Origin of the sequence: Streptomyces sp. NPDC059917 (assembly GCF_042730635.1) — a bacterium.
GTDB lineage: Bacteria > Actinomycetota > Actinomycetes > Streptomycetales > Streptomycetaceae > Streptomyces.
Genome location: NZ_JBHWLC010000093.1, coordinates 1 through 18166, shown reverse-complemented (window position 1 = coordinate 18166; position 18166 = coordinate 1). Strand labels below are relative to the sequence as shown.

15 protein-coding genes are annotated in these 18166 nt (G+C 74.7%); 9 read left to right on the top strand and 6 right to left on the bottom strand.

The features are described 5' to 3' along the window. Window positions 1–14: 14 nt before the first annotated feature. A complete protein-coding gene (locus tag ACFWAR_RS34170; protein ID WP_385785884.1) occupies window positions 15–1292 on the top strand; it encodes a VWA domain-containing protein in 1278 nt (425 codons plus the stop codon). Continuing rightward, entirely contained in the window at window positions 1292–2119 is an 828-nt protein-coding gene (locus ACFWAR_RS34165) for a hypothetical protein (protein WP_385785881.1), read from the top strand. Before ACFWAR_RS34170 ends, ACFWAR_RS34165 begins: the two co-directional genes overlap by 1 nt. Here the strand turns inward: ACFWAR_RS34165 and ACFWAR_RS34160 are convergent. Further along, window positions 2073–3548 (bottom strand): FAD-dependent monooxygenase, encoded by a 1476-nt coding sequence (locus ACFWAR_RS34160; RefSeq protein ID WP_385785879.1) that lies wholly within the window; start codon window positions 3546–3548, stop codon window positions 2073–2075. The two genes, ACFWAR_RS34165 and ACFWAR_RS34160, sit on opposite strands and share 47 nt — an antisense overlap. 38 nt (window positions 3549–3586) lie before the next feature. On the opposite strand from ACFWAR_RS34160, the gene ACFWAR_RS34155 reads away from it, so the two are divergent. Both ACFWAR_RS34155 and katG read left to right on the top strand, forming a co-directional pair. Continuing rightward, window positions 3587–4279 (top strand): TetR/AcrR family transcriptional regulator C-terminal domain-containing protein, encoded by a 693-nt coding sequence (locus ACFWAR_RS34155; protein WP_385785876.1) that lies wholly within the window; start codon window positions 3587–3589, stop codon window positions 4277–4279. Window positions 4280–4502: 223 nt separating this feature from the next. Continuing rightward, complete coding sequence (katG, locus tag ACFWAR_RS34150; protein ID WP_385785873.1) at window positions 4503–6677, top strand: catalase/peroxidase HPI; 2175 nt, start codon at window positions 4503–4505, stop codon at window positions 6675–6677. A gap of 67 nt (window positions 6678–6744) precedes the next feature. Here the strand turns inward: katG and ACFWAR_RS34145 are convergent, their stop codons facing one another. After that, the gene (locus ACFWAR_RS34145; RefSeq protein WP_385785870.1) at window positions 6745–7545 is read right to left on the bottom strand and encodes an N-formylglutamate amidohydrolase; all 801 of its coding nucleotides are present in this window, start codon (window positions 7543–7545) and stop codon (window positions 6745–6747) included. 141 nt (window positions 7546–7686) lie between these two features. On the opposite strand from ACFWAR_RS34145, the gene ACFWAR_RS34140 reads away from it, so the two are divergent. Then, window positions 7687–9144: an amidase gene (locus ACFWAR_RS34140; protein WP_385785867.1), complete on the top strand. Its 1458-nt coding sequence runs from the start codon at window positions 7687–7689 to the stop codon at window positions 9142–9144. A gap of 55 nt (window positions 9145–9199) precedes the next feature. On the opposite strand, the gene ACFWAR_RS34135 is transcribed toward ACFWAR_RS34140, so the two are convergent. Next, window positions 9200–10315: an ABC transporter substrate-binding protein gene (locus ACFWAR_RS34135; RefSeq protein ID WP_385785864.1), complete on the bottom strand. Its 1116-nt coding sequence runs from the start codon at window positions 10313–10315 to the stop codon at window positions 9200–9202. 87 nt (window positions 10316–10402) lie between these two features. Further along, window positions 10403–10840 (bottom strand): MarR family winged helix-turn-helix transcriptional regulator, encoded by a 438-nt coding sequence (locus ACFWAR_RS34130; RefSeq protein ID WP_385785861.1) that lies wholly within the window; start codon window positions 10838–10840, stop codon window positions 10403–10405. A 108-nt stretch (window positions 10841–10948) separates the two neighbouring features. Here ACFWAR_RS34130 and ACFWAR_RS34125 point away from each other — a divergent pair, with 108 nt between their 5' ends. The 3 genes from ACFWAR_RS34125 (at window position 10949) to ACFWAR_RS34115 (ending at window position 15153) form a co-directional block, all read left to right on the top strand. Further along, on the top strand, window positions 10949–11833 hold the full coding sequence (locus ACFWAR_RS34125) for an MBL fold metallo-hydrolase (RefSeq protein WP_385785859.1): 885 nt from the start codon (window positions 10949–10951) through the stop codon (window positions 11831–11833). Between the two features lie 139 nt (window positions 11834–11972). Continuing rightward, window positions 11973–13406, top strand: a complete 1434-nt coding sequence (gene rox / locus ACFWAR_RS34120) for a rifampin monooxygenase (protein WP_385785855.1) — start codon at window positions 11973–11975, stop codon at window positions 13404–13406. Window positions 13407–13488: 82 nt separating this feature from the next. Beyond that, entirely contained in the window at window positions 13489–15153 is a 1665-nt protein-coding gene (locus ACFWAR_RS34115; RefSeq protein ID WP_385785853.1) for a serine/threonine-protein kinase, read from the top strand. Here the strand turns inward: ACFWAR_RS34115 and ACFWAR_RS34110 are convergent. Together ACFWAR_RS34110 and ACFWAR_RS34105 are read right to left on the bottom strand one after the other, a co-directional pair. Beyond that, window positions 15119–16351, bottom strand: a complete 1233-nt coding sequence (locus ACFWAR_RS34110) for a cation:proton antiporter (RefSeq protein ID WP_385785850.1) — start codon at window positions 16349–16351, stop codon at window positions 15119–15121. The genes ACFWAR_RS34115 and ACFWAR_RS34110 overlap by 35 nt on opposite strands. 164 nt (window positions 16352–16515) lie before the next feature. Further along, window positions 16516–17232: a L,D-transpeptidase family protein gene (locus ACFWAR_RS34105; protein ID WP_385785847.1), complete on the bottom strand. Its 717-nt coding sequence runs from the start codon at window positions 17230–17232 to the stop codon at window positions 16516–16518. A gap of 134 nt (window positions 17233–17366) precedes the next feature. Between ACFWAR_RS34105 and ACFWAR_RS34100 the strand changes: the two genes are divergently transcribed. Beyond that, a complete protein-coding gene (locus tag ACFWAR_RS34100) occupies window positions 17367–18083 on the top strand; it encodes a hypothetical protein (RefSeq protein ID WP_385785844.1) in 717 nt (238 codons plus the stop codon). The last annotated feature ends 83 nt before the right edge of the window (window positions 18084–18166 follow it).

Sequence of the window (18166 nt, the reverse complement as noted above, 5' to 3'; positions counted from 1 at the left end):
AATACGATCCGGCGATGATCACAAGCAAACGGCTGGCGATCGGGGCGTGCGGCATGCTCGCCGCCCTGGCGGTCGGGCTCTTCCCGGCGAGCGCCGTCGCCGCAGACGGACCAACGGCCAAGGAACCGCCCAAGGTCGACCTCGTCCTCGACGTCAGCGGCTCCATGCGGGCGACCGACATCGACGGGCAGTCCCGGATGGCGGCGGCGAAGCAGGCCTTCAACGAGGTCATCGACGCCGTGCCCGACGAGGTGCGGCTCGGCATACGGACCCTGGGGGCCAACTACGCCGGTGAGGACAAGGCACTCGGCTGCAAGGACACCAAGCAGCTCTATCCGGTGGGCCCCTTGAACCGGACCGAGGCGAAGACCGCGGTGGCCACGCTGGCGCCCACCGGCTGGACCCCGATCGGTCCGGCCCTGCTCGCCTCCGCCCAGGACCTGGAGGGCGGCGACGCCACCAAGCGGATCGTGCTCATCACCGACGGCGAGGACACCTGCGCCCCGCTCGACCCGTGCGAAGTGGCGCGGGACATCGCGGCCAAGGGCATCCACCTCGTCATCGACACCCTCGGACTGGTCCCCGACGCCAAGACCCGCGCGCAGCTCACCTGCATCGCGGAGGCCACCGGCGGCACCTACACCGCGGTTCAGCACAAGGAGGAACTCTCCGGCCGGGTCCGCCAGTTGGTGGACCGGGCGGCCGATCCGGTCGTCAACCCCGTGGCCACCGAGGGCGCGAAGCAGTGCCAGGGGGCGCCGCTGTTGAAGGCCGGCCTCTACAGCGACCGCGAGACCTTCGGCGAGCACCGCTGGTACCGGGTGGACGTCCGTCCCGGGCAGGAACTGCGGGCCTCGGTGAGCATCGCCGCCGACCGCGCCGTCAACAACGACTACGGAGTCCTGCTCCGGGCGACGACCGTCCACGGGCGGGAGATCGTACGGGGTTCGGAGGCGGGTGACGGGCGCACCGACGTGCTGTCGACCGGCCTGCGCTACCCGAAGGCCGACGTCGACGACGAGGGCGCGGACGGCGAACCGCCGGCCGAGACCGTCTGCATCCAGGTCAGCAACTCCTTCTCCGCGGCGCCGTCCGTCAAGACCGCGCCGGGCATGCCCGTCGAGCTGGCCATCGAGCTGGTGGACGGCCCCGACGAGGCGTCCGACGCCGCCGCCTTCGGGCTGGGGCGCGGCTGGTGGCTGCTGGGCGTGCTGGTGCTCGCCGGACTGCTGGCCGGTCTGGTGTGGGGCTGGATCTCGCGCTGGCGCATCTCCGTCTGGAGGACCAACTGATGCGTACCGTACGCACACTGACCGCCGCACTCGTGGCGGCCACCGCCGCGCTCGTGGTGGCGGGCACGGCCGCGACGGCGACGGCGGACACGCCGTCGCCCTCCGGCACCACCACCGCGCCGAGTTCCGGCAAGAAGTCCGGCAAGGACTCCTCCGGGGCGGCCGCCCCGACCGAGGCGGGCACCGGTTTCCGCACCGCCGCCGCGTTCCGTCCGGGTCAGCGGGCCACCGCGGCCGGGTCCACGGGTGACTACCTCTACTGGGTGCTCCCCATCGACGCGCAGCAGCGGGTGACCGTGAAGACCACGGTCACCCTGCCCGAGTCCGCCGCCCGGCACGGTTCGGCGACCTGGCGGCTCGACGTGTACGACGGTCTGCGCCGCCGACAGGCGTGCACGTACGGGACGCAGGTCCGGGCCGTGGCGAAGGAGGCCGCCTCGGTCGAACTCTCCTGCACCCTGCGCACCGTCCGCGCCGCGGCGGAGCCGTGGGCCAACGATCCGCTGCCGGGGAGCTACTACGTGCGCCTGACGGTCGCCGCCCTGCCGGCCGAGGACCTCGGTCTGCCGGTACGGGCCGCGGTCGAGGCCGCGGTGACGGAGACCGGTGGTGCCACCGCGGTGGACGGTTCGCTCGCCGCCCCGCTGGTCCCCGCCACCGTGACGGGGTCGCTGCGCGAGCCGGAGGACGGCTGGTCCGGCGGCTGGTGGACCGACCGTTGGATCTGGACCGCGGCGGGCGGCGTGCTCGGCGCCCTCGCGGGCCTCTTCGGGTACTCGCTCACGCGCGGCTCGGGCCGCCCGTCCCGGGTTCCGCCGGGCGCCTGAGCGCCGTCCCCGCGAAGCGGGCGAGGTAGCGGGCCAGGCCGGTCGGCTCCTCGCCCGCCCAGCCGACGTACCCGTCGGGCCGGACCAGGAAGATCCCCTTGCCGTAGGGCTCGTAGCCGTCGATGCGCCGCGTGCGGACGAATTCGGCGTCCACGGGCGGTAGTTCGGCGTCCGTACCCACGGCCAGCAGGGTGAAGTGGGGGCCCCGGAACAGGTCGAAGAGCCGGCTCCCGTCCGGGAGCGGACCGTCGGGGGCGCGGTCGCCCGCTTCCAGGGCGCCCGCCGAGCCCTCGGAGAGCGGGCCGCCCCGGTAGCCGAGGCCGAGCTGGCGACCGGCTTCGCCCCGCTCCTCCTCGCCGCGGTGGATCCGGGTCGACAGGCCGAGCATCTGCGCGGCGACGGGCATGCGTTCCTGCTCGTAGCTGTCGACGAGGGCCGGGGGCGCGCCGTGGCGCAGCACCTGGCCGAGCTTCCAGCCGAGGTTGTAGGCGTCCTGGACGCTGGTGTTGAGCCCCTGCCCGCCCGCCGGGGAGTGCACGTGGGCGGCGTCGCCCGCGAGCAGCACACGCCCGGCGCGGAAGCGCTCGGCCATGGCCGCGCGCGGTCGGAAGTCGGAGGCCCAGCGGACCTCGGCGACGTCCCGCGCGCTCAGGTGGGTGAGGGCGGCGACCACCGCGGGGACGTCGAGGTCCTCGGTCCGGGCGATGAGCTGGTAGTCGTCGGTGCCGGGGAGCGGGCAGATCGCGGCGAAGGCGCCGTCCGCGCCGGGGAAGACGTGCCAGTGGTCGCGGTCCAGGGCGCCGGGACGCAGGCGCAGGTCGGCGACGAGCATCGGGTCGGGGGCCACGGTGGCACCGCCCTGGCCGGTCATCTCGATGCCCAGGGCCTTGCGGACCGTGGAGCGCCCGCCGTCGGCGGCGACCAGATAGGCCGCGCGCAGGGTGGATCCGTCGGCGAGGTGCGCGTCCACTCCGCCGGCGTCCTGGTCGAGGCCGGTCAGCTCGACGCCGAAGGCCACCCGGCCGCCGATCCCGGTGAGGCGCGCGAAGAGGATCTCCTGCGTGCGCCACTGCGGGATCAGTCGGGCCCGTCGGTGCGGCTCGGTGTCGGTGGGCCCGTCGATGTCGGCGTCGCCGAGCATGTCGTGCTCGCCGACGGGCCGCCCGTCCTGCCAGATCCGGCCCATGGGGGCGTTGGCGCTGTCGGCCAGCACCGCGCCGAGGACCCCGAGGTCGTCGAGGACCTCCAGGGTCCGCGGCTGCAGGCCCTTGCCCCGGGAGCCGGGGAAGAGCGCGTCGGCCCGTTCGAGGACCAGGGCGCGGACGCCGCGGCGGGTGAGGTCGAGGGCGAGTGCCAGTCCGGTGGGGCCCGCGCCAACGACGAGCACGTCGACCGCCCCCGACTCCTTAACGCTGTTAAGTGATGTCATGGTCTCGAGAATGGGCTTAACGCTGTTAAGTTGTCAAGGTGTCGAATGAACCGGACGCGACGTCCGACGTACGAGGAGCCAAGCCCGAGCGGGCCCGACTCGACCGCGCGACGGTCGCGGCCACCGCCCTGCGCCTGCTCGGCGAGGTGGGCCTCGAAGGGCTCACGCTGCGGGCCATCGCCAAGGAACTGGACGTCAAGGCACCCGCCCTGTACTGGCACTTCAAGGACAAGCGGGCCCTGCTCGACGAGATGGCCACCGAGATGTTCCGCCGGATGACGGCGGACCTGGCCTCGGCCGTCGACCCGCCCCGCGACTGGCACCAGGCCCTGGAGACGGCGATGCGCGGGCTGCGCGACCACCTGCTGCTCTACCGCGACGGCGCCAAGGTCTACAGCGGCACGCACTTCACGGACATGAGCTTCGCCGCTCCGATGGAGGCCCACCTGCGCACCCTGGTCGACGGCGGCTTCACCTCCGCCGGCGCCGCCCGCGCGTGGTTCACCGCGTACAGCTACACCATCGGGTACGTGATCGAGGAACAGTCGATGGGGCCGCTGCCCGGTGCGGACGGCGAGGGGTACGACCTCGACGCCCGCGCCGCCCGCCTCGCGGACTACCCGCTGACGACCGCGGCCGGCCCGGCCATGTTCCGCGACCGGGACACCGGATTCGAGCAGGGCCTCGCGGCGGTCCTCGCGGGCATCGCCGCGACCCGCTCCCGCTGGTGAGGGCGAAGGCGCGGGTCGGCCCGGCGCGCTCGGACCGATGATCGCACCGGTGTGATGCCGGTGTGGTGACCGGTGGAGATGCGGCGGCGTCCTGCGTGTTCTCGCCGCGGTGCGGGGCGCGGTACGCGACCATACGGACGCAGATGCGCGCTCGATCGTCGGCGGCGTGCGAAGCGGCCGGCAGCCGGCCGAGGGAAACACCGAGAACAGGAAGAAGGACGACGTGTCCGGCAGCGACAGCGAGAACCCGGTCATCCCCGCCCCTGCCCCCGCCTCGACCCGCCCCAGGTCGAACCGGGACTGGTGGCCGGAGCAGCTCGACCTCCAGGTGCTCCATCAGCATTCGTCCCGCTCCAACCCGCTGGGCGAAGACTTCGACTACGCGCGCGAGTTCGCGACGCTGGACCTCGACGCCCTCAAGCAGGACGTCTTCGCGGTCATGACGGCGTCGCAGGACTGGTGGCCCGCCGACTACGGCCACTACGGGCCGCTCTTCATCCGGATGAGCTGGCACTCCGCGGGCACGTACCGCATCGCCGACGGCCGCGGCGGCGGCGGGGCCGGCGCCCAGCGCTTCGCGCCCCTCAACAGCTGGCCGGACAACGCCAGCCTGGACAAGGCGCGCCGACTGCTCTGGCCCGTCAAGCAGAAGTACGGCCGGAAGATCTCCTGGGCCGACCTGCTGGTCTTCGCCGGCAACTGCGCGCTGGAATCCATGGGGTTCAAGACCTTCGGCTTCGGCTTCGGGCGCGAGGACATCTGGGAGCCCGAGGAGATCTTCTGGGGCCCCGAGGACACCTGGCTCGGCGACGAGCGCTACAGCGGTGACCGGCAGCTCTCCGGCCCGCTCGGCGCCGTGCAGATGGGGCTGATCTACGTCAATCCCGAGGGGCCCAACGGCAATCCGGATCCGCTGGCCGCCGCCAAGGATATCCGCGAGACGTTCGCGCGCATGGCGATGAACGACGAGGAGACGGCCGCCCTCATCATCGGCGGGCACACCTTCGGCAAGTGCCACGGCGCGGTCGGCCCCGAGTACATCGGCCCGGAGCCCGAGGGCTGCCCGATGGCGCAGCAGGGCCTCGGCTGGCAGAACACCTACGGCAGCGGCTCGGGCGTCGACGCGCTCACCAGCGGGCTGGAGGGCGCGTGGACCTCCGCGCCCGCGACCTGGGACAACGGCTACCTGGACAACCTCTTCGCCTACGACTGGGAGCTGACGACCAGTCCGGCCGGTGCGCAGCAGTGGAAGCCCACGGATCCGGCGGCGGCGGGCACGGTGCCCGACGCGCACGATCCGTCGAGGACGCACGCGCCGATGATGCTGACGACGGACCTCGCGTTGAAGTTCGACCCGGTCTACGCGCCGATCGCCAAGCGGTTCCACGAGGATCCGGCCGCCCTCGCGGACGCCTTCGCCAAGGCCTGGTACAAGCTCCTGCACCGCGACATGGGGCCCCTCACGCGCTACCTCGGCCCGTGGACCCCGGCGCCGCAGCTGTGGCAGGACCCCGTTCCCGCGGTCGACCACCCGCTGGTCTCGGACGCGGACGTCAGCGCCCTCAAGGCCGCGGTCCTCGCCTCGGGGCTGACCGTCTCCCAACTGGTCACCACCGCCTGGGCGTCGGCGGCGAGCTTCCGCGGCACCGACAAGCGCGGCGGGGCCAACGGGGCGCGGATCCGGCTCGCGCCGCAGAAGGACTGGGAGGTCAACGCCCAGCCCGAGGTGGCCGAGACGGTGCGTCGGCTCGAAGGGATCCGGCAGGAGGCCGGGACGCCGCGGATCTCGCTCGCCGACCTGATCGTCCTGGGCGGCTGCGCGGCGGTCGAGCAGGCCGCGAAGGACGCCGGGTACGAGGTCACGGTCCCGTTCGCGCCGGGGCGCACGGACGCCACGCAGGAGCAGACCGACGTGGAGTCGTTCGCCGTGCTCGAACCGCGCGCGGACGGGTTCCGCAACTACCTGCGGGAGGGCGAGAAGCTGTCGCCGGAGACCCTGCTGCTGGACCGCGCGAGCATGCTGACGCTCACCGCACCCGAGATGACGGTGCTGACCGGCGGCATGCGGGCCCTGGACACCGGCTTCCGGCGGTCCCCGCACGGCGTCCTGACCGACCGGCCGCAGCAGCTGACCAACGACTTCTTCGTCAACCTGCTGGACATGGGGACGCGGTGGACCGCGTCGCCGACGGCGGAGAACGTCTTCGAGGGCCACGACCGCGCGACGGGCAAGCCCCGGTGGACGGCCACCGCCGCCGACCTCGTCTTCGGTTCACACGCCCAGCTCCGCGCCCTGTCGGAGGTCTACGCGTCCGCGGACGCCGGGGAGAAGTTCGTGCGCGACTTCGTGGCCGCGTGGGACAAGGTGATGAACCTCGACCGGTTCGACCTCGCCTGACGGGTGCCCCCGGTGGACCGGCGGCCGTGACCGGAAGGTCGGGGTCCCGGTCCCCGGGGCGCCGCCGTCACGGTCGCAGGGCGTCCACGAGGCGCGCCAGGGCCGCCGCCAGCGCTCCGAGACCGGGACCGGCGGGGCCGCCCGGCTCGGCCATGTAGAGGTCCCGCCGGATCTCCACCATCAGCGCCCCGACCCGGGCGTCCTCGCCGTAGTGCTCCAGCGGTACGTACGTACCGGCGAAGGGGCTGTCGAGTCCCGTGCCGCCGAAGCCCGCGAAGGCCTCCTCGGCCTCGGCGAGCAGCCCGGCCGGGGTGTGGAAGGGGTCCGTGCCCAGGCAGATCGGCGGTCGGCTCCCCGCGCCGTGGAGTTCGTAGGGCAGGGGCGCGCTCGGGTAGGAGTGCACGTCGATGATGACGGCCCGTCCGACGGCCTCCAGGCGGTCCCGCACGGCCCTCGTCATCGCCCGGGCGTACGGGTGGAAGTAGCGGTCGACCAACGGCGTCCCGTCGAACCCGTCCGGGCGCAGGGGCTCCCGGTGGGTGGTCCGGGTGTACACCGCGCCCATGCCGACGGACAGCATCTCCTCGCGCGCGTCGGGGAAGCGCTCGGGGTCGACGACCAGTCGGGACCGGCCGTTGACGAACCGCCACGGGGTGAGGCCGCAGAGGGCCGCCGCGGCCGCTGCGATCTCGGCGGTGTGGGAGTCGGTGATGTGGTCCAACTCCCGCTCCAGCGCGTCGTCGTCGAGCACGATGTCGGCGCGGACGGAGTCCGGCACGACGCGCGAGGAGTGCGGCACGTGCAGGAGGACCGGCGAATCGGCGGCGCCGGGCAGGAGCTGGAAGGGGGCGTCGGGCGTGTGCTGCATGCGGCATGGTAACTCCCCTTCCCGACAACGCCCCTGGCAGCGCCCCCGGCACCCGCCGCCACGGACGGTGCTTGACGTGTGCGCGGCGGGGCACCAGCCTTACCCGGAGTTACGCGTAGGTAGGGGAAAGGGGTGGCGGCCATGGGCAGGGACGCGAACGGCGCATCGGGCGGAGACCGGGCCGGGCAACAGGACCGGGAGGACGCCGAGTTGATGTTCCTGGGGGTCGAGCGCCAGGCCGAGCTGGTGCGCGCCGGAAAGGTCACCTCCCGGGCCCTCGTCGAAGCGTCGCTGCGCCGGATCGCGCGCCACGGCTCCGCCCTCGGCGCCTTCCGCGTCGTCCTCGCCGAGCAGGCCCTGGCCGAGGCGGACGCCCGCGACGCGCGGCGCGGGGACGGCCCGCTCCACGGCGTGCCCGTCGCCGTCAAGGACGAGTTGGACGTCGCCGGGCAGGTCACCGGCTTCGGTGGGGCCGCCAACCGCACGCCCGTCGCGGCCGATTGCGAGGCCGTGCGCCGCCTGCGCGCCGCCGGGGCCGTCGTGATCGGCAAGACGACCATGCCCGAGTTCGGCCAGTGGCCCTTCACCGAGTCCGCCGCCCACGGGCACGCCCGCAACCCCTGGGACACCACCCGCACCCCCGGCGGATCCAGCGGCGGCAGCGCCGCGGCCGTCGCGGCCGGGCTCGTCGGAGCCGCCCTCGGCGGCGACGGCGGCGGGTCCATCCGCATCCCGGCCGCCTGCTGCGGACTGTTCGGCCTCAAACCGCAGCGCGGCCGGGTCTCCACCGCTCCGCACCCGCACCTCTGGTACGCCCTCGGTACGGTGGGCCCGCTGACCCGCACCGTGCGCGACACCGCCCTGCTCTACGACGTGCTCGCCGGGTCGACCCCCACCGACCGGTGGAGCGCCCGGCCCGCCGCCACCGGCTGGCTGCGGGACCTGGACACCGCGCCCGGCCGGCTGCGCATCGGCTACAGCGCTACGCCCGCCGTGCCCGGTGTGCGACCGGATCCGCAACACGTCGCGGCCCTGCTGGAGACCGTACGGACCCTGCGCGAACTGGGCCACGACGTACGGGAGGTGCGCCCCCGCTACCCGGACGCGACGGTCCCCTTCGTCGCGCAGTTCTGCGGCGGCGTACGGGCGGAGGCCGCCGCCGTCGAGCGTCCGGAGCTGCTGGAGCGGCGCACCCGGCACGTCCTGGCCCTCGCCCGGGCCGTCCCGGAGTCCGCCGTGGAGCGCGGGATCCTGGCGGGCGAGCGGCTGGCGGCGCGCGCCGACCGGATGTTCACCACCATGGACCTGCTGTTGACCCCGACCATCGCCGGGCGCCCGCGCCCGGTCGGCGCGCTGGACGGGGCGGGGCTGCTGACGGCGCTCGTCCGGGCGCGGCCGATGATCGCCTACACGGCCCTGTGGAACGTCACCGGCCACCCGGCCGCTTCCCTCCCGGCGGGCCGTGGCACGGACGGGCTGCCGCTCGCCGTGCAGTTGGTGGGTCGGCGCGACGACGAGGTGAGCGTCCTGCGGGTCGCGGCGCAGTTGGAGGCGGCCCGACCGTGGGCGGGAGGGCGTCCGGAGCTGCCGCTCGCGTGAGCGGCGCCCCGGACGGCCCGGACGCGCCGGTCCGGGGCTCGCGTACGCCGCCCGCTCAGCCGGTGTGCAGGATCCGGAAGCGGCCGGGCTCCGCCGGATCCCGGTCGACGACCTGGACCGGCGGGCCGTCCCACTGCCAGACGCCGATGCCCGGCAGCCGGGAGAAGCCGATCTTCCCACGGGTGCCCTCCACCGCCACCTGCGGCCACCACGCGGCGGTGCGCGTGCGGTCCGTGCCGTGGGAGCGCAGCACGTCGGCGAGGACGGCGATCGTGTCGTAGCCCTCGAAGGCGACGAAGGAGGGCGCTTCGCCCAGCCGCTCGCGCAGGGCCCGCTCGACCCGCGCCCCGAGCGGCCCGAGGCGCTCGGGCAGGTAGCGCAGGAACGGCACCCCGGCGCCGTCCTCGCCCAGCTGCGCCGCCCAGCCCGCGAACTCGGGCTGCCCGGCCGGAGCGCCGATCAGGACCTCGCCCAGGCGCGGGTCCCGGCGGACGGCCCGGACGATCGGCGCGGCCGGATCCGGCACCCCGACCAGCAGCAGGAGGGCGGTGGCCCGCTCGGCCGCGAGGGCGTCGCACACCGCCTCGGGGGTGAGCCCACCCGTGTCCAGTTCGACGACGGCGCCGCCGCGGGGCGCGAGGTGTTCGCGCAGGATGCGGACCCCGGACGCCCAGTAGACGCTCGGCTGGGTCGCCACGGCGATGCGCCGGTGTCCCGCGCCGAGGAGGAAGTCCGCGTAGAGCCGCCAGCCGCGGGACTGCGGCGGGGCGATGCGGGCGACCCGATCCGTCGGCGCTTCGGTGAGCGCGTCGAGCACCGCCGACGAGCACAGGAACGGCAGGCCGAGGGCGTCCGCACGGGCGGCGGCGGCGCGGGCGACGACGCTGTGGTACTCCCCCGCCACGGCGGCCACGCCCAGCGCGGCGAGCTCGTCCACGGCGGCCACGGCCCGCTGGGGATCGGCGGCGGTGTCCCGGACCACCAGTTCGAGGGGGCTGCCGGCGATCCCGCCCTCGTCGTTCGCCTCGCGGACGCCCAGCTCCAGTCCGGCGAGGAGGTGCCGGCCCGCCTCGACCCAGCCGGGCCGGGTCAGCGGCGCGAGCGCGCCGATCCTGACGGGCGCCGACGCGTCGGCCCGTCCCGCTCCGAGTCGCTCTGCGCTTGCGTTCATGCCTGAAACCGCCCCCGTGTGCCGTTCGTTCCCGCCGTGTCGCGCCCCTTGATCATCGCGCACCGCCCCCGTCGGCACCGGCCCTCGTCAGCACCTGCCCCCGCCGGTGACGGCCTGCTCCAGCAGGCCGCGCAGGACCTGCTGCTGTTCGGGGCCCAACCCGCCGAGCGGGGAGTCCACGGCGAGGCGTTCCTGCAGCCGGGCCCGCAGCGCGGTGCCTTCGGCCGTGAGCACGAGGTGCTTGGCCCTGCGGTCGGTGGGGTGCGGGTGGCGCCCGATCAGCCCCTGCTTCTCCAGCTTGTCGACGACGAAGGTGGTGTTGGACGGCTCGCAGCACATGCGCTCGGCCAGCTCCCGCATGGTCATCGGGCCGCTCATCTCCCGCAGCGCGGCCGCTTGGGACGCGGTCAGGCCCAGGGTGCCCGCGCACGCCCGCACGTGCTCGGCGATCCGCTGCGCCAGCCCGTTGACCAGGCCGCACAGCTGACGTTCGGCGCTGACCTCGGGCTCGCGGGACGTCGTCATGCCACCACCCTAGCAAGTCCATCAAGGCAACATAATTACAGCTTGAATGATTCAAGCTTGATGCTTATGGTTGCGCCGTTGCCCAGAACGATCACCAGGAGAGACCTCATGACCGACACGACCGTGGTGCGCACCGGCCGACTGAACCGACCCTCGGGCATCCGCTCCCTCCTGCTGGGGGACACGAAGGTGTCCTACGTGCCGGACGGCGCCGTGGTGGTGCGGCCGCTCGAACTGCTGCCGGACACCACGGCCGAGGTGTGGGACGCGCACCCCGAGTACCGGGACGCCACGGGCCACCTCGTCGGCAGCGTCGGCGCCCTGCTCGTGGAGCACGGCGATCGGGCGCTGCTCATCGACGCGGGCTTCGGTCCGCAGGAGCAGGAGGTGCCGCAGGGTCCGATCGCCCGGATCCGGGGCGGCGAGCTCCTGGACCGGTTGGCCGAACTCGGCCGCGCTCCGTCGGACATCGAGGCCGTGGCCTTCACCCACTTGCACTCCGACCACCTCGGCTGGGCCTGCCACCGGGTCCCCGGCAGCGACCTGCCCGTGTTCACCGGCGCCGAATACCTGGTCTCCGGTCCGGAGTGGGCCGGGCGGGAGATCCTCGCGGACCAGGGGATGGCCGATCAGGTGGCGGCGCTCGCACCGCGCGTGCGGACCGTCGAGGACGGCCAGGAGGTCTTCCCCGGCGTGCACGTCAGGATCGTCCCCGGGCACACGGTCGGGCACGCCGAGTACGTCATCACCGGCGGCGGACGACGGCTGATCGCCTTCGGCGACGCCCTGCACTCGCCGATCCAGATCGACCGCCCCGACTGGTCCTCGGCCTTCGACCACGACCCGGAGCGCACCGCCGACCACCGCCACCGGCTCGTCGCCGAGCTGGCGGAGCCCGACACGATCGGTTTCGGCGTCCACCTGGCGGACGTGGTCTTCGGACGCGTCCGGCGCGAAGGGGACGGTCCGGCCTGGCAGCCCGTGGACGCCTGAGCCCCGGGCACGACGAAGGGCAAGGAGTTCCCCTCCTCGCCCTCTCCAACGTATAGCGCACCAGGGGGCTTGCGGCAAGGCCCCACTCGCGTCGCAAAATGGCCGACCAAGGCCAGGACCTGCAGAAACGGGCATTGCGATGAGAGACGTGATCGTGGTCGGCGGCGGACCGACCGGCTTGGTGCTGGCCGCCGAACTGCGGCTGCACGGGGTGCGCGTGCTGGTGGTGGAGAAGCTGGCCGAGCCGACCGGGGAGTCGCGCGGGCAGGGCCTGCACGCGCGCAGCGTCGAGTTGATGGACCAGCGCGGTCTGCTGGACCGCTTCCTCGCGGTCGGCGAGAAGTTCAGCGTCGGCGGCTTGTTCGGCGGGGTCGTGAAGGCGTGGCCGGAGCGGCTGGACACGGCGCACCCGTACGGGATCGGGGTCCCGCAACCGGTCACCGAGCGGCTGCTCGACGAGCGGGCCCGCGAGCTGGGCACCGAGATCCGGCGCGGTCGCGAGGTCGTCGGGCTCGACCAGGACGAGGAGGGGGTGTCCGTCGAGCTGGCGGACGGCGCGCGCCTGCGCGCGCGCTACCTCGTGGGGTGCGACGGCGGGCGCAGCACGGTGCGCGCCCTGCTCGGCGTCGGTTTCCCCGGGGTGCCCGCCACGGTCGAGACGCTGATCGGCGACATGGAGGTGACCGCGGATCCGGCCACGATCGGCGCCGTCGTCCAGGAGGTCCGCAGGACCCAGCTGCGGTTCGGCGTCTCCCCCAACGAGGACGGGACGCACCGCGTCGTCGTGCCCGCCGACGGGGTGTCCGAGGACCGGACGACCGCGCCGACCCTGGAGGACTTCCGGAGTCGGCTGCGGGCGGTCGCGGGCACCGACTTCGGCGTGCGCGCGCCGCGTTGGCTGTCCCGGTTCGGCGACGCCACCCGGCAGGCCGAGCGCTACCGGGTCGGCCGGGTGCTGCTGGCCGGCGACGCCGCGCACGTCCACCCGCCGACCGGCGGGCAGGGGATGAACCTCGGCGTCCAGGACGCCTTCAACCTCGGCTGGAAGCTGGCCGCCACGGTCAACGGCTGGGCCCCCGAGGGGCTGTTGGACAGCTACCACGAGGAGCGGCACCCGGTGGGGGCCCGCGTCCTCGACAACACCCGGGCGCAGATGGTGCTGTTGGGCAGCGACCCGGGCGCGACCGCGCTGCGCGGGCTGTTCTCCGCCCTCATGGACTTCGAGGAGGTCAACCGTTACGTGACGGGGATGATCAACGCGGTCGACGTCGCCTACGACTTCGGCGGGGGCCACCCGCTCCTCGGCCGCCGGATGCGCGACGTACCGCTGGAGCGCGGCCGCCTCTACGAGCTGATGCACGGGGGGCGCGGGCTGCTGCTCGACCGGACCGGGCGGCTCTCGGTGGCCGCCTGGGCCGACCACGTCGACCACGTCGTCGACCACGGCCCCGACCTCGACGGGGAGGGGGGTGCGCCCGCGGTCCTGCTGCGGCCGGACGGGCACGTGGCGTGGGTGGGCGACGACCAGCGGGACCTGCTGGAGCACCTGCCCACGTGGTTCGGCGCCGGGTGAAGGGGGACCCGTACCGTCTACTCTTGTCCGCGGCAGAGGGCGGCGAGGGCCGATCGACGAGCGGTTGTGAACGGGGCGTGCGGTGCCGACGGGGGAAGCGAACGACAACGAGCTGGTCGGCAGACTGCTGGGCGGCCGGTACCGGGTGACCTCGGTGATCGGCCGCGGCGGCATGGGCGTGGTCGCCCGCGCGCTGGACGAGCTGCTGGGCCGTGAGGTCGCCGTCAAGATCCTGCGGGCCTACACCGACGCGGGCGCCCCGGAACTGGCCGATCTGCGGACCCGGATGCAGCGGGAGGCGCGGGCCGCGGCCCGGATCCGGCACACCGGTGTGGTCACCGTGCACGACGTCACGGAGGACCAGGGGCTGCCGGTCATCGTCATGGAACTCGTCGACGGGCCCTCCCTCGACGACGTGCTGTCCGCACGCGGCCCGCTGGACCCGCGCGAGGTGGCGGCGATCGGGGCCGAGCTGATGCGGGCCCTGGACGCCGCGCACCGGGCGGGAGTCCTGCACCGGGACGTGAAGCCGGGGAACGTGCTGCTGGAGCGCGGCGGCCGGGTGGTGCTCACCGACTTCGGCATCGCCACGATGGACACCGCCGACGACGAGGCCGCGTCCAAGCTGACCCGCAGCGGCCAGATCATCGGCTCCCTCGACTACCTGCCCCCGGAGCGCGCCCAGGGCCAGGAGCCCGGCCCCCCGGCGGACATCTGGTCGCTGGGCATGACCCTGTTCGCGGCGGTGGAGGGCACCGTCGCCTTCCGCCGCACCTCCGCATGGTCGACGCTCTCGGCGATCGTCGGCGAACCGCTCCCCGAGCCCCGGCGGGCCGGGCCGCTGATGCCGGTGCTGCGGGCCCTGATGGCGAAGGACCCGGCGCAGCGGCCGACCGCCGCCCGGGCCGGGGCGATGCTCGACGAGGTGGCGGCCGGGCGTCCGGCGCACCCCGGTCCCGCCGCCCCGAACCCGCCCGCCGCGGCGCCCCCGCCCGCCGCCGCGACGGCTCCCACCACCGGCTCCTTCGGCCCGCCGCCGGTGCTCGCCGATCCCCACCCCCGGCCGTACGCGCCCCCGCACCCCCGGCCGACGTACGCACAGCCTCCGTACGCGCAGCCGTCGCCTCCGCAGCCCCCGTCTCCGCAACCTTCGTACGCGCAGCCGTCGAACGCGCAGTCGTCGAACTCCGGGCGGGCCCGGCGTCGGACCCGTACCGTGACGCTCGTGGCCGCCGTCGCCGTGCTCGGCGTCGGCGGGGTCGCCTACGCCCTGTCCGGGGGACACGCCGGCGGGCGCGGTGACGCGGGGGCGGCGGGCGGCTCCTCCCCCACGACCGGTCGGCCGGATGCGGGCACGGTGTCGGACGGCGCGGCCACCCCGAGCGCCTCCCCCTCCCGGAGCCCGAAGAAGAAGCCGTCGGCCAGCGCCTCGCCGCGCCGGACCCCGTCCGCGGCGACGGCCAAGCCCGGCCCCGCGTCCACGGCGTGCGGGGGCTGGAGCCACAAGGACCCGACCCCGGGCAGCTACGGCTACGCGGCCCGCGACCTGCACCTGGAGACCGGTCCCTACGAGCGGTGCTCCGACGGCTCCCTCGCCAAGAGCGGCACGAAGCTCCGCTACCACTGCTACGTGGTGAACGCGGACGGCGACAAGTGGACGTACGTCCGCGTGGACGGCGGGGCCGCCGCGGGCTGGGTGTCCGATGCCGGGCTCACGCGCCAGAAGGGCCCTTCGTCCCCCTGCTGACGGCCCGGCGCCCGGCCGCCCCGCGTTCGAAGGCGAGCGCGATCGGGCGCACGGACAGTCCGTGCAGGAGCACGCTCAGCAGGACGGTCGCGCACATCGCGGTGACGACGAAGTCGGCTTCCTCCTCCGGTAGTTGACCGGCCGCCAGGGTGGCGAAGACGATCGAGGTCACGCCGCGGGACCCGAACCAGCCGACGGCCACCCGCTCGGGCCCCGTCAGCACGGTCCCGGTCAGGGACAGCATGACGGGCAGGAACCGGGCCACGGTGAGGGCCAGCAGGGCGAAGCCGAGCTCGGCCGCCCCGATCCCGTCGGCGAACTGGTCGATCGTCAGGCCGCCGAGGACGAACCAGACCGCGAAGGCGAGCACCTGCCCGACGTGGTGGACGAGGGAGAGGTTGGCGTGGCCGAGCGCGCGGGCGGCCGGGGCGTAGCAGACGCCGGAGACGAAGGCCGCGACGAATCCGTTGCCGTGGGCCAGCACGGCCGCCGTGAAGACGAGGAACGGGACCGCCAGCGTGGCCAGGCGCAGGCTCTCCGGGGTCGCCCACTGGGCCGCGAGGGCGCGCTTGACCAGCCAGGCGGCGCCCGCGCCCAGCAGGGCGCCGACGAGGACGGCCGTCGCCGACTCGCGCACCACCCGCCACACCAGCGCCCCCAGACCGCTGTTGCCGGCGGCGGTGACGTGGGCGACGGCGAAGACGAACAGGGGCGAGATCAGCCCGTCGTTCAGGCCCCCCTCCACATTGAGGGCGGCGCGGACCCGCAGCGGTACGCGTTCGTCGGCGAGCAGCGTCGAGATCGGCGCGAGGTCGATGGGCATCACCACCAGCGCGGTGACGAGCAGCAGCCACCACCCGGTGTCGGGGAACAGCGCGGCCCCCAGCAGCGTGGCCGTGCCGATGGTGAGGGGCAGGGCGATCCCGAGCAGGCGCCACTCGCCCGCCGTGGTCTTCAGCCGGTGGTACTCGGTGGATTCGCAGGCGTCCAGGAACAGCAGCACGGCGAGGACCACCTCGACGCCCCGCTGGAAGCCGTGCTGGCTCAGGTTCTCCTGGACCCACGGGGCCTCGCCGCTGTTGAGGAACGCGCCCGCGAGGGTGAAGGCGAGCGGAGCCGTCACGCTCCACCGGGCGAGCCGTTCCGCGGTCACGGACCACGCGAACAACAGGCACGCCACGATGAGGAACGCCGCCATGAACCCTCGCACGGGAGAAGACCGGCGGGCCGTCGGGCCCGCCCGTGAGCCGGACCGGCTCACGATGGCCCGTCCGGGGCCGCGCTCGACCACGGCACCGGCGCGATTGACCCGTTTGGCCGTCGGCGACCACCCGGACGAGCCCCACCGGGCCCGGTCCCCCCTCAGGTGGCGGGTTTGCGGCCCCAGACGAAGACGGGGTCGCCGGTGGCGGTGGTGTTCCAGAGCCGTTCGGCGTCCGCGAGGCGGAGGTTGACGCAGCCGGCCGAGCCGCCGCCGTTGAAGAGGTCGCCGTACACGCCGTGCAGGGCCTGGCCGCCGGAGAAGTACTGGGCGTACGGCATGGGGGCGTCGTCGTAGAGGGTTGAGGTCTCGTCGACGACGCGGTCGGTGATCTCGTGCCAGCCGTCGCGGGTGCGCTGGCCCCACCTGCCCGTGCGGACCGGGACGGCCTCGTAGACCGGGCTGCCGTCGTACTGCACCCACAGCAGTTGCCGGGTGAGGTCGACGCAGACCACGGTCCGGGCGCGCGCCGGGCACTTCCCGTCCCGGTTGGGTCGGCGGCGCTCCTCGACGACCAGGGTGGTGCGGTAGGTCTCCAGGTTCGCGGCGCCGTCGGCGGGCGCGAGGCGCTGGCGCTGCTGGAAGGCGCGGATGGCCTCGCAGTCGGCCGGGCTCTGGCGGCCGTCGGCGGGCAGTCGCAGGTACTGCTCCATCTCCCACTGGTAGGGGCCGGTGTCCGCGGTGCAGGGAGCGGGTGCGGGCGCCGCCGCCGCCGGGGCGGCCGGGCACAGGGCGAGGAACAGGGCGGTGGGGAACAGCGCGCGGGCCGCCCGGGCCGGCAGGCCCCGCGTGCGCCGGCCGTGCCGCGGTGCGGCCATGGGCAGCCTCCAGACGTGCGTTCCGCGCGGCACAGCGGCGAAACGATGACCCCTTGCAAGGCATTCGAGCACGTCCGGCCGTGTCGCGTGCCGTGGTGCGGGGCCATCCGGGTCCGCGGTGGTGGGGTGATGGGGTGTCCACACGCGTGCGGTTCCTGTGCGTGCCGCTGGCAGCGGCACTGGCCCTGTTGACGGGCTGCGGCGACGGCGGCGGGCAGGCCCGCCCGGTCAGCCGGGAGGAGGCCCAGCTGCTGGCCCTGGTGCGCCTGTCGGCGTACGAGTCCAGCCCGGCCGGGATGACCGTACGGGTCCCCGGCCCGGCCGGGGTCACCGTCGTGGACGCGGTCGTCGACTACCGCACCCGGCGGGCCTCGGGCACCTTCTCCGTGCCCGGGCGGCCGGGCGTCGGCGGGGCCCTGGCCTGGGACGACGGGAGCGTGTCCGTGGACCCGGCCGGAGGTCCCCGGCGCTGGTCACGGCGGGGCTACACGCGGGACCCGCTGGACCGGGCGCTGCGGCTGACCCTCCAGCTCGGGCACGACCGGCCGGAGAACGCGCAGTTGCTCGCGCAGTCCGGTGCCCGGTGGCTCGGTCGGCGCCGCCTGCCGGGCGCCGAGCGCGGGGAGGGGCCGTTCGCCGTCTTCGCGGGGCCCCGGCCGCCGCGCCGCGAGGGTGCGGGGGCCTCGCCCCTGACGTACTGGGTCGGCGCCGCGGGAACGCTGCGCCGGGTCGAGGCCCACCTCTCCGGTGAGGGACCGGCGGCGACGGTGGACTTCACCGGAACGCGCGCCGCCCCCGCCGCCGGGGCCGCTCCTCAGCCTGTGGCCGGGTCCGGGGCGGGCAGCGGGTAGCGCGCCGGGTCCGCGACCGGCATGGCCGCCGCCGGGCCCGCGGGCGCGGTGGCCGCGCCGGGCATCGGGGGCTGCGCCGGGGG

Excerpts from the sequence above, each read along its gene's own strand:
- ACFWAR_RS34170 (WP_385785884.1), top strand. The coding sequence starts at position 15 with ATGATCACAAGCAAACGGCTGGCGATCGGGGCGTGCGGCATGCTCGCC.
- ACFWAR_RS34165 (WP_385785881.1), top strand. The coding sequence starts at position 1,292 with ATGCGTACCGTACGCACACTGACCGCCGCACTCGTGGCGGCCACCGCC.
- ACFWAR_RS34160 (WP_385785879.1), bottom strand. The coding sequence starts at position 3,548 with ATGACATCACTTAACAGCGTTAAGGAGTCGGGGGCGGTCGACGTGCTC.
- ACFWAR_RS34145 (WP_385785870.1), bottom strand. The coding sequence starts at position 7,545 with ATGCAGCACACGCCCGACGCCCCCTTCCAGCTCCTGCCCGGCGCCGCC.
- ACFWAR_RS34140 (WP_385785867.1), top strand. The coding sequence starts at position 7,687 with ATGGGCAGGGACGCGAACGGCGCATCGGGCGGAGACCGGGCCGGGCAA.
- ACFWAR_RS34135 (WP_385785864.1), bottom strand. The coding sequence starts at position 10,315 with ATGAACGCAAGCGCAGAGCGACTCGGAGCGGGACGGGCCGACGCGTCG.
- ACFWAR_RS34130 (WP_385785861.1), bottom strand. The coding sequence starts at position 10,840 with ATGACGACGTCCCGCGAGCCCGAGGTCAGCGCCGAACGTCAGCTGTGC.
- ACFWAR_RS34125 (WP_385785859.1), top strand. The coding sequence starts at position 10,949 with ATGACCGACACGACCGTGGTGCGCACCGGCCGACTGAACCGACCCTCG.
- rox (WP_385785855.1), top strand. The coding sequence starts at position 11,973 with ATGAGAGACGTGATCGTGGTCGGCGGCGGACCGACCGGCTTGGTGCTG.
- ACFWAR_RS34110 (WP_385785850.1), bottom strand. The coding sequence starts at position 16,351 with ATGGCGGCGTTCCTCATCGTGGCGTGCCTGTTGTTCGCGTGGTCCGTG.
- ACFWAR_RS34105 (WP_385785847.1), bottom strand. The coding sequence starts at position 17,232 with ATGGCCGCACCGCGGCACGGCCGGCGCACGCGGGGCCTGCCGGCCCGG.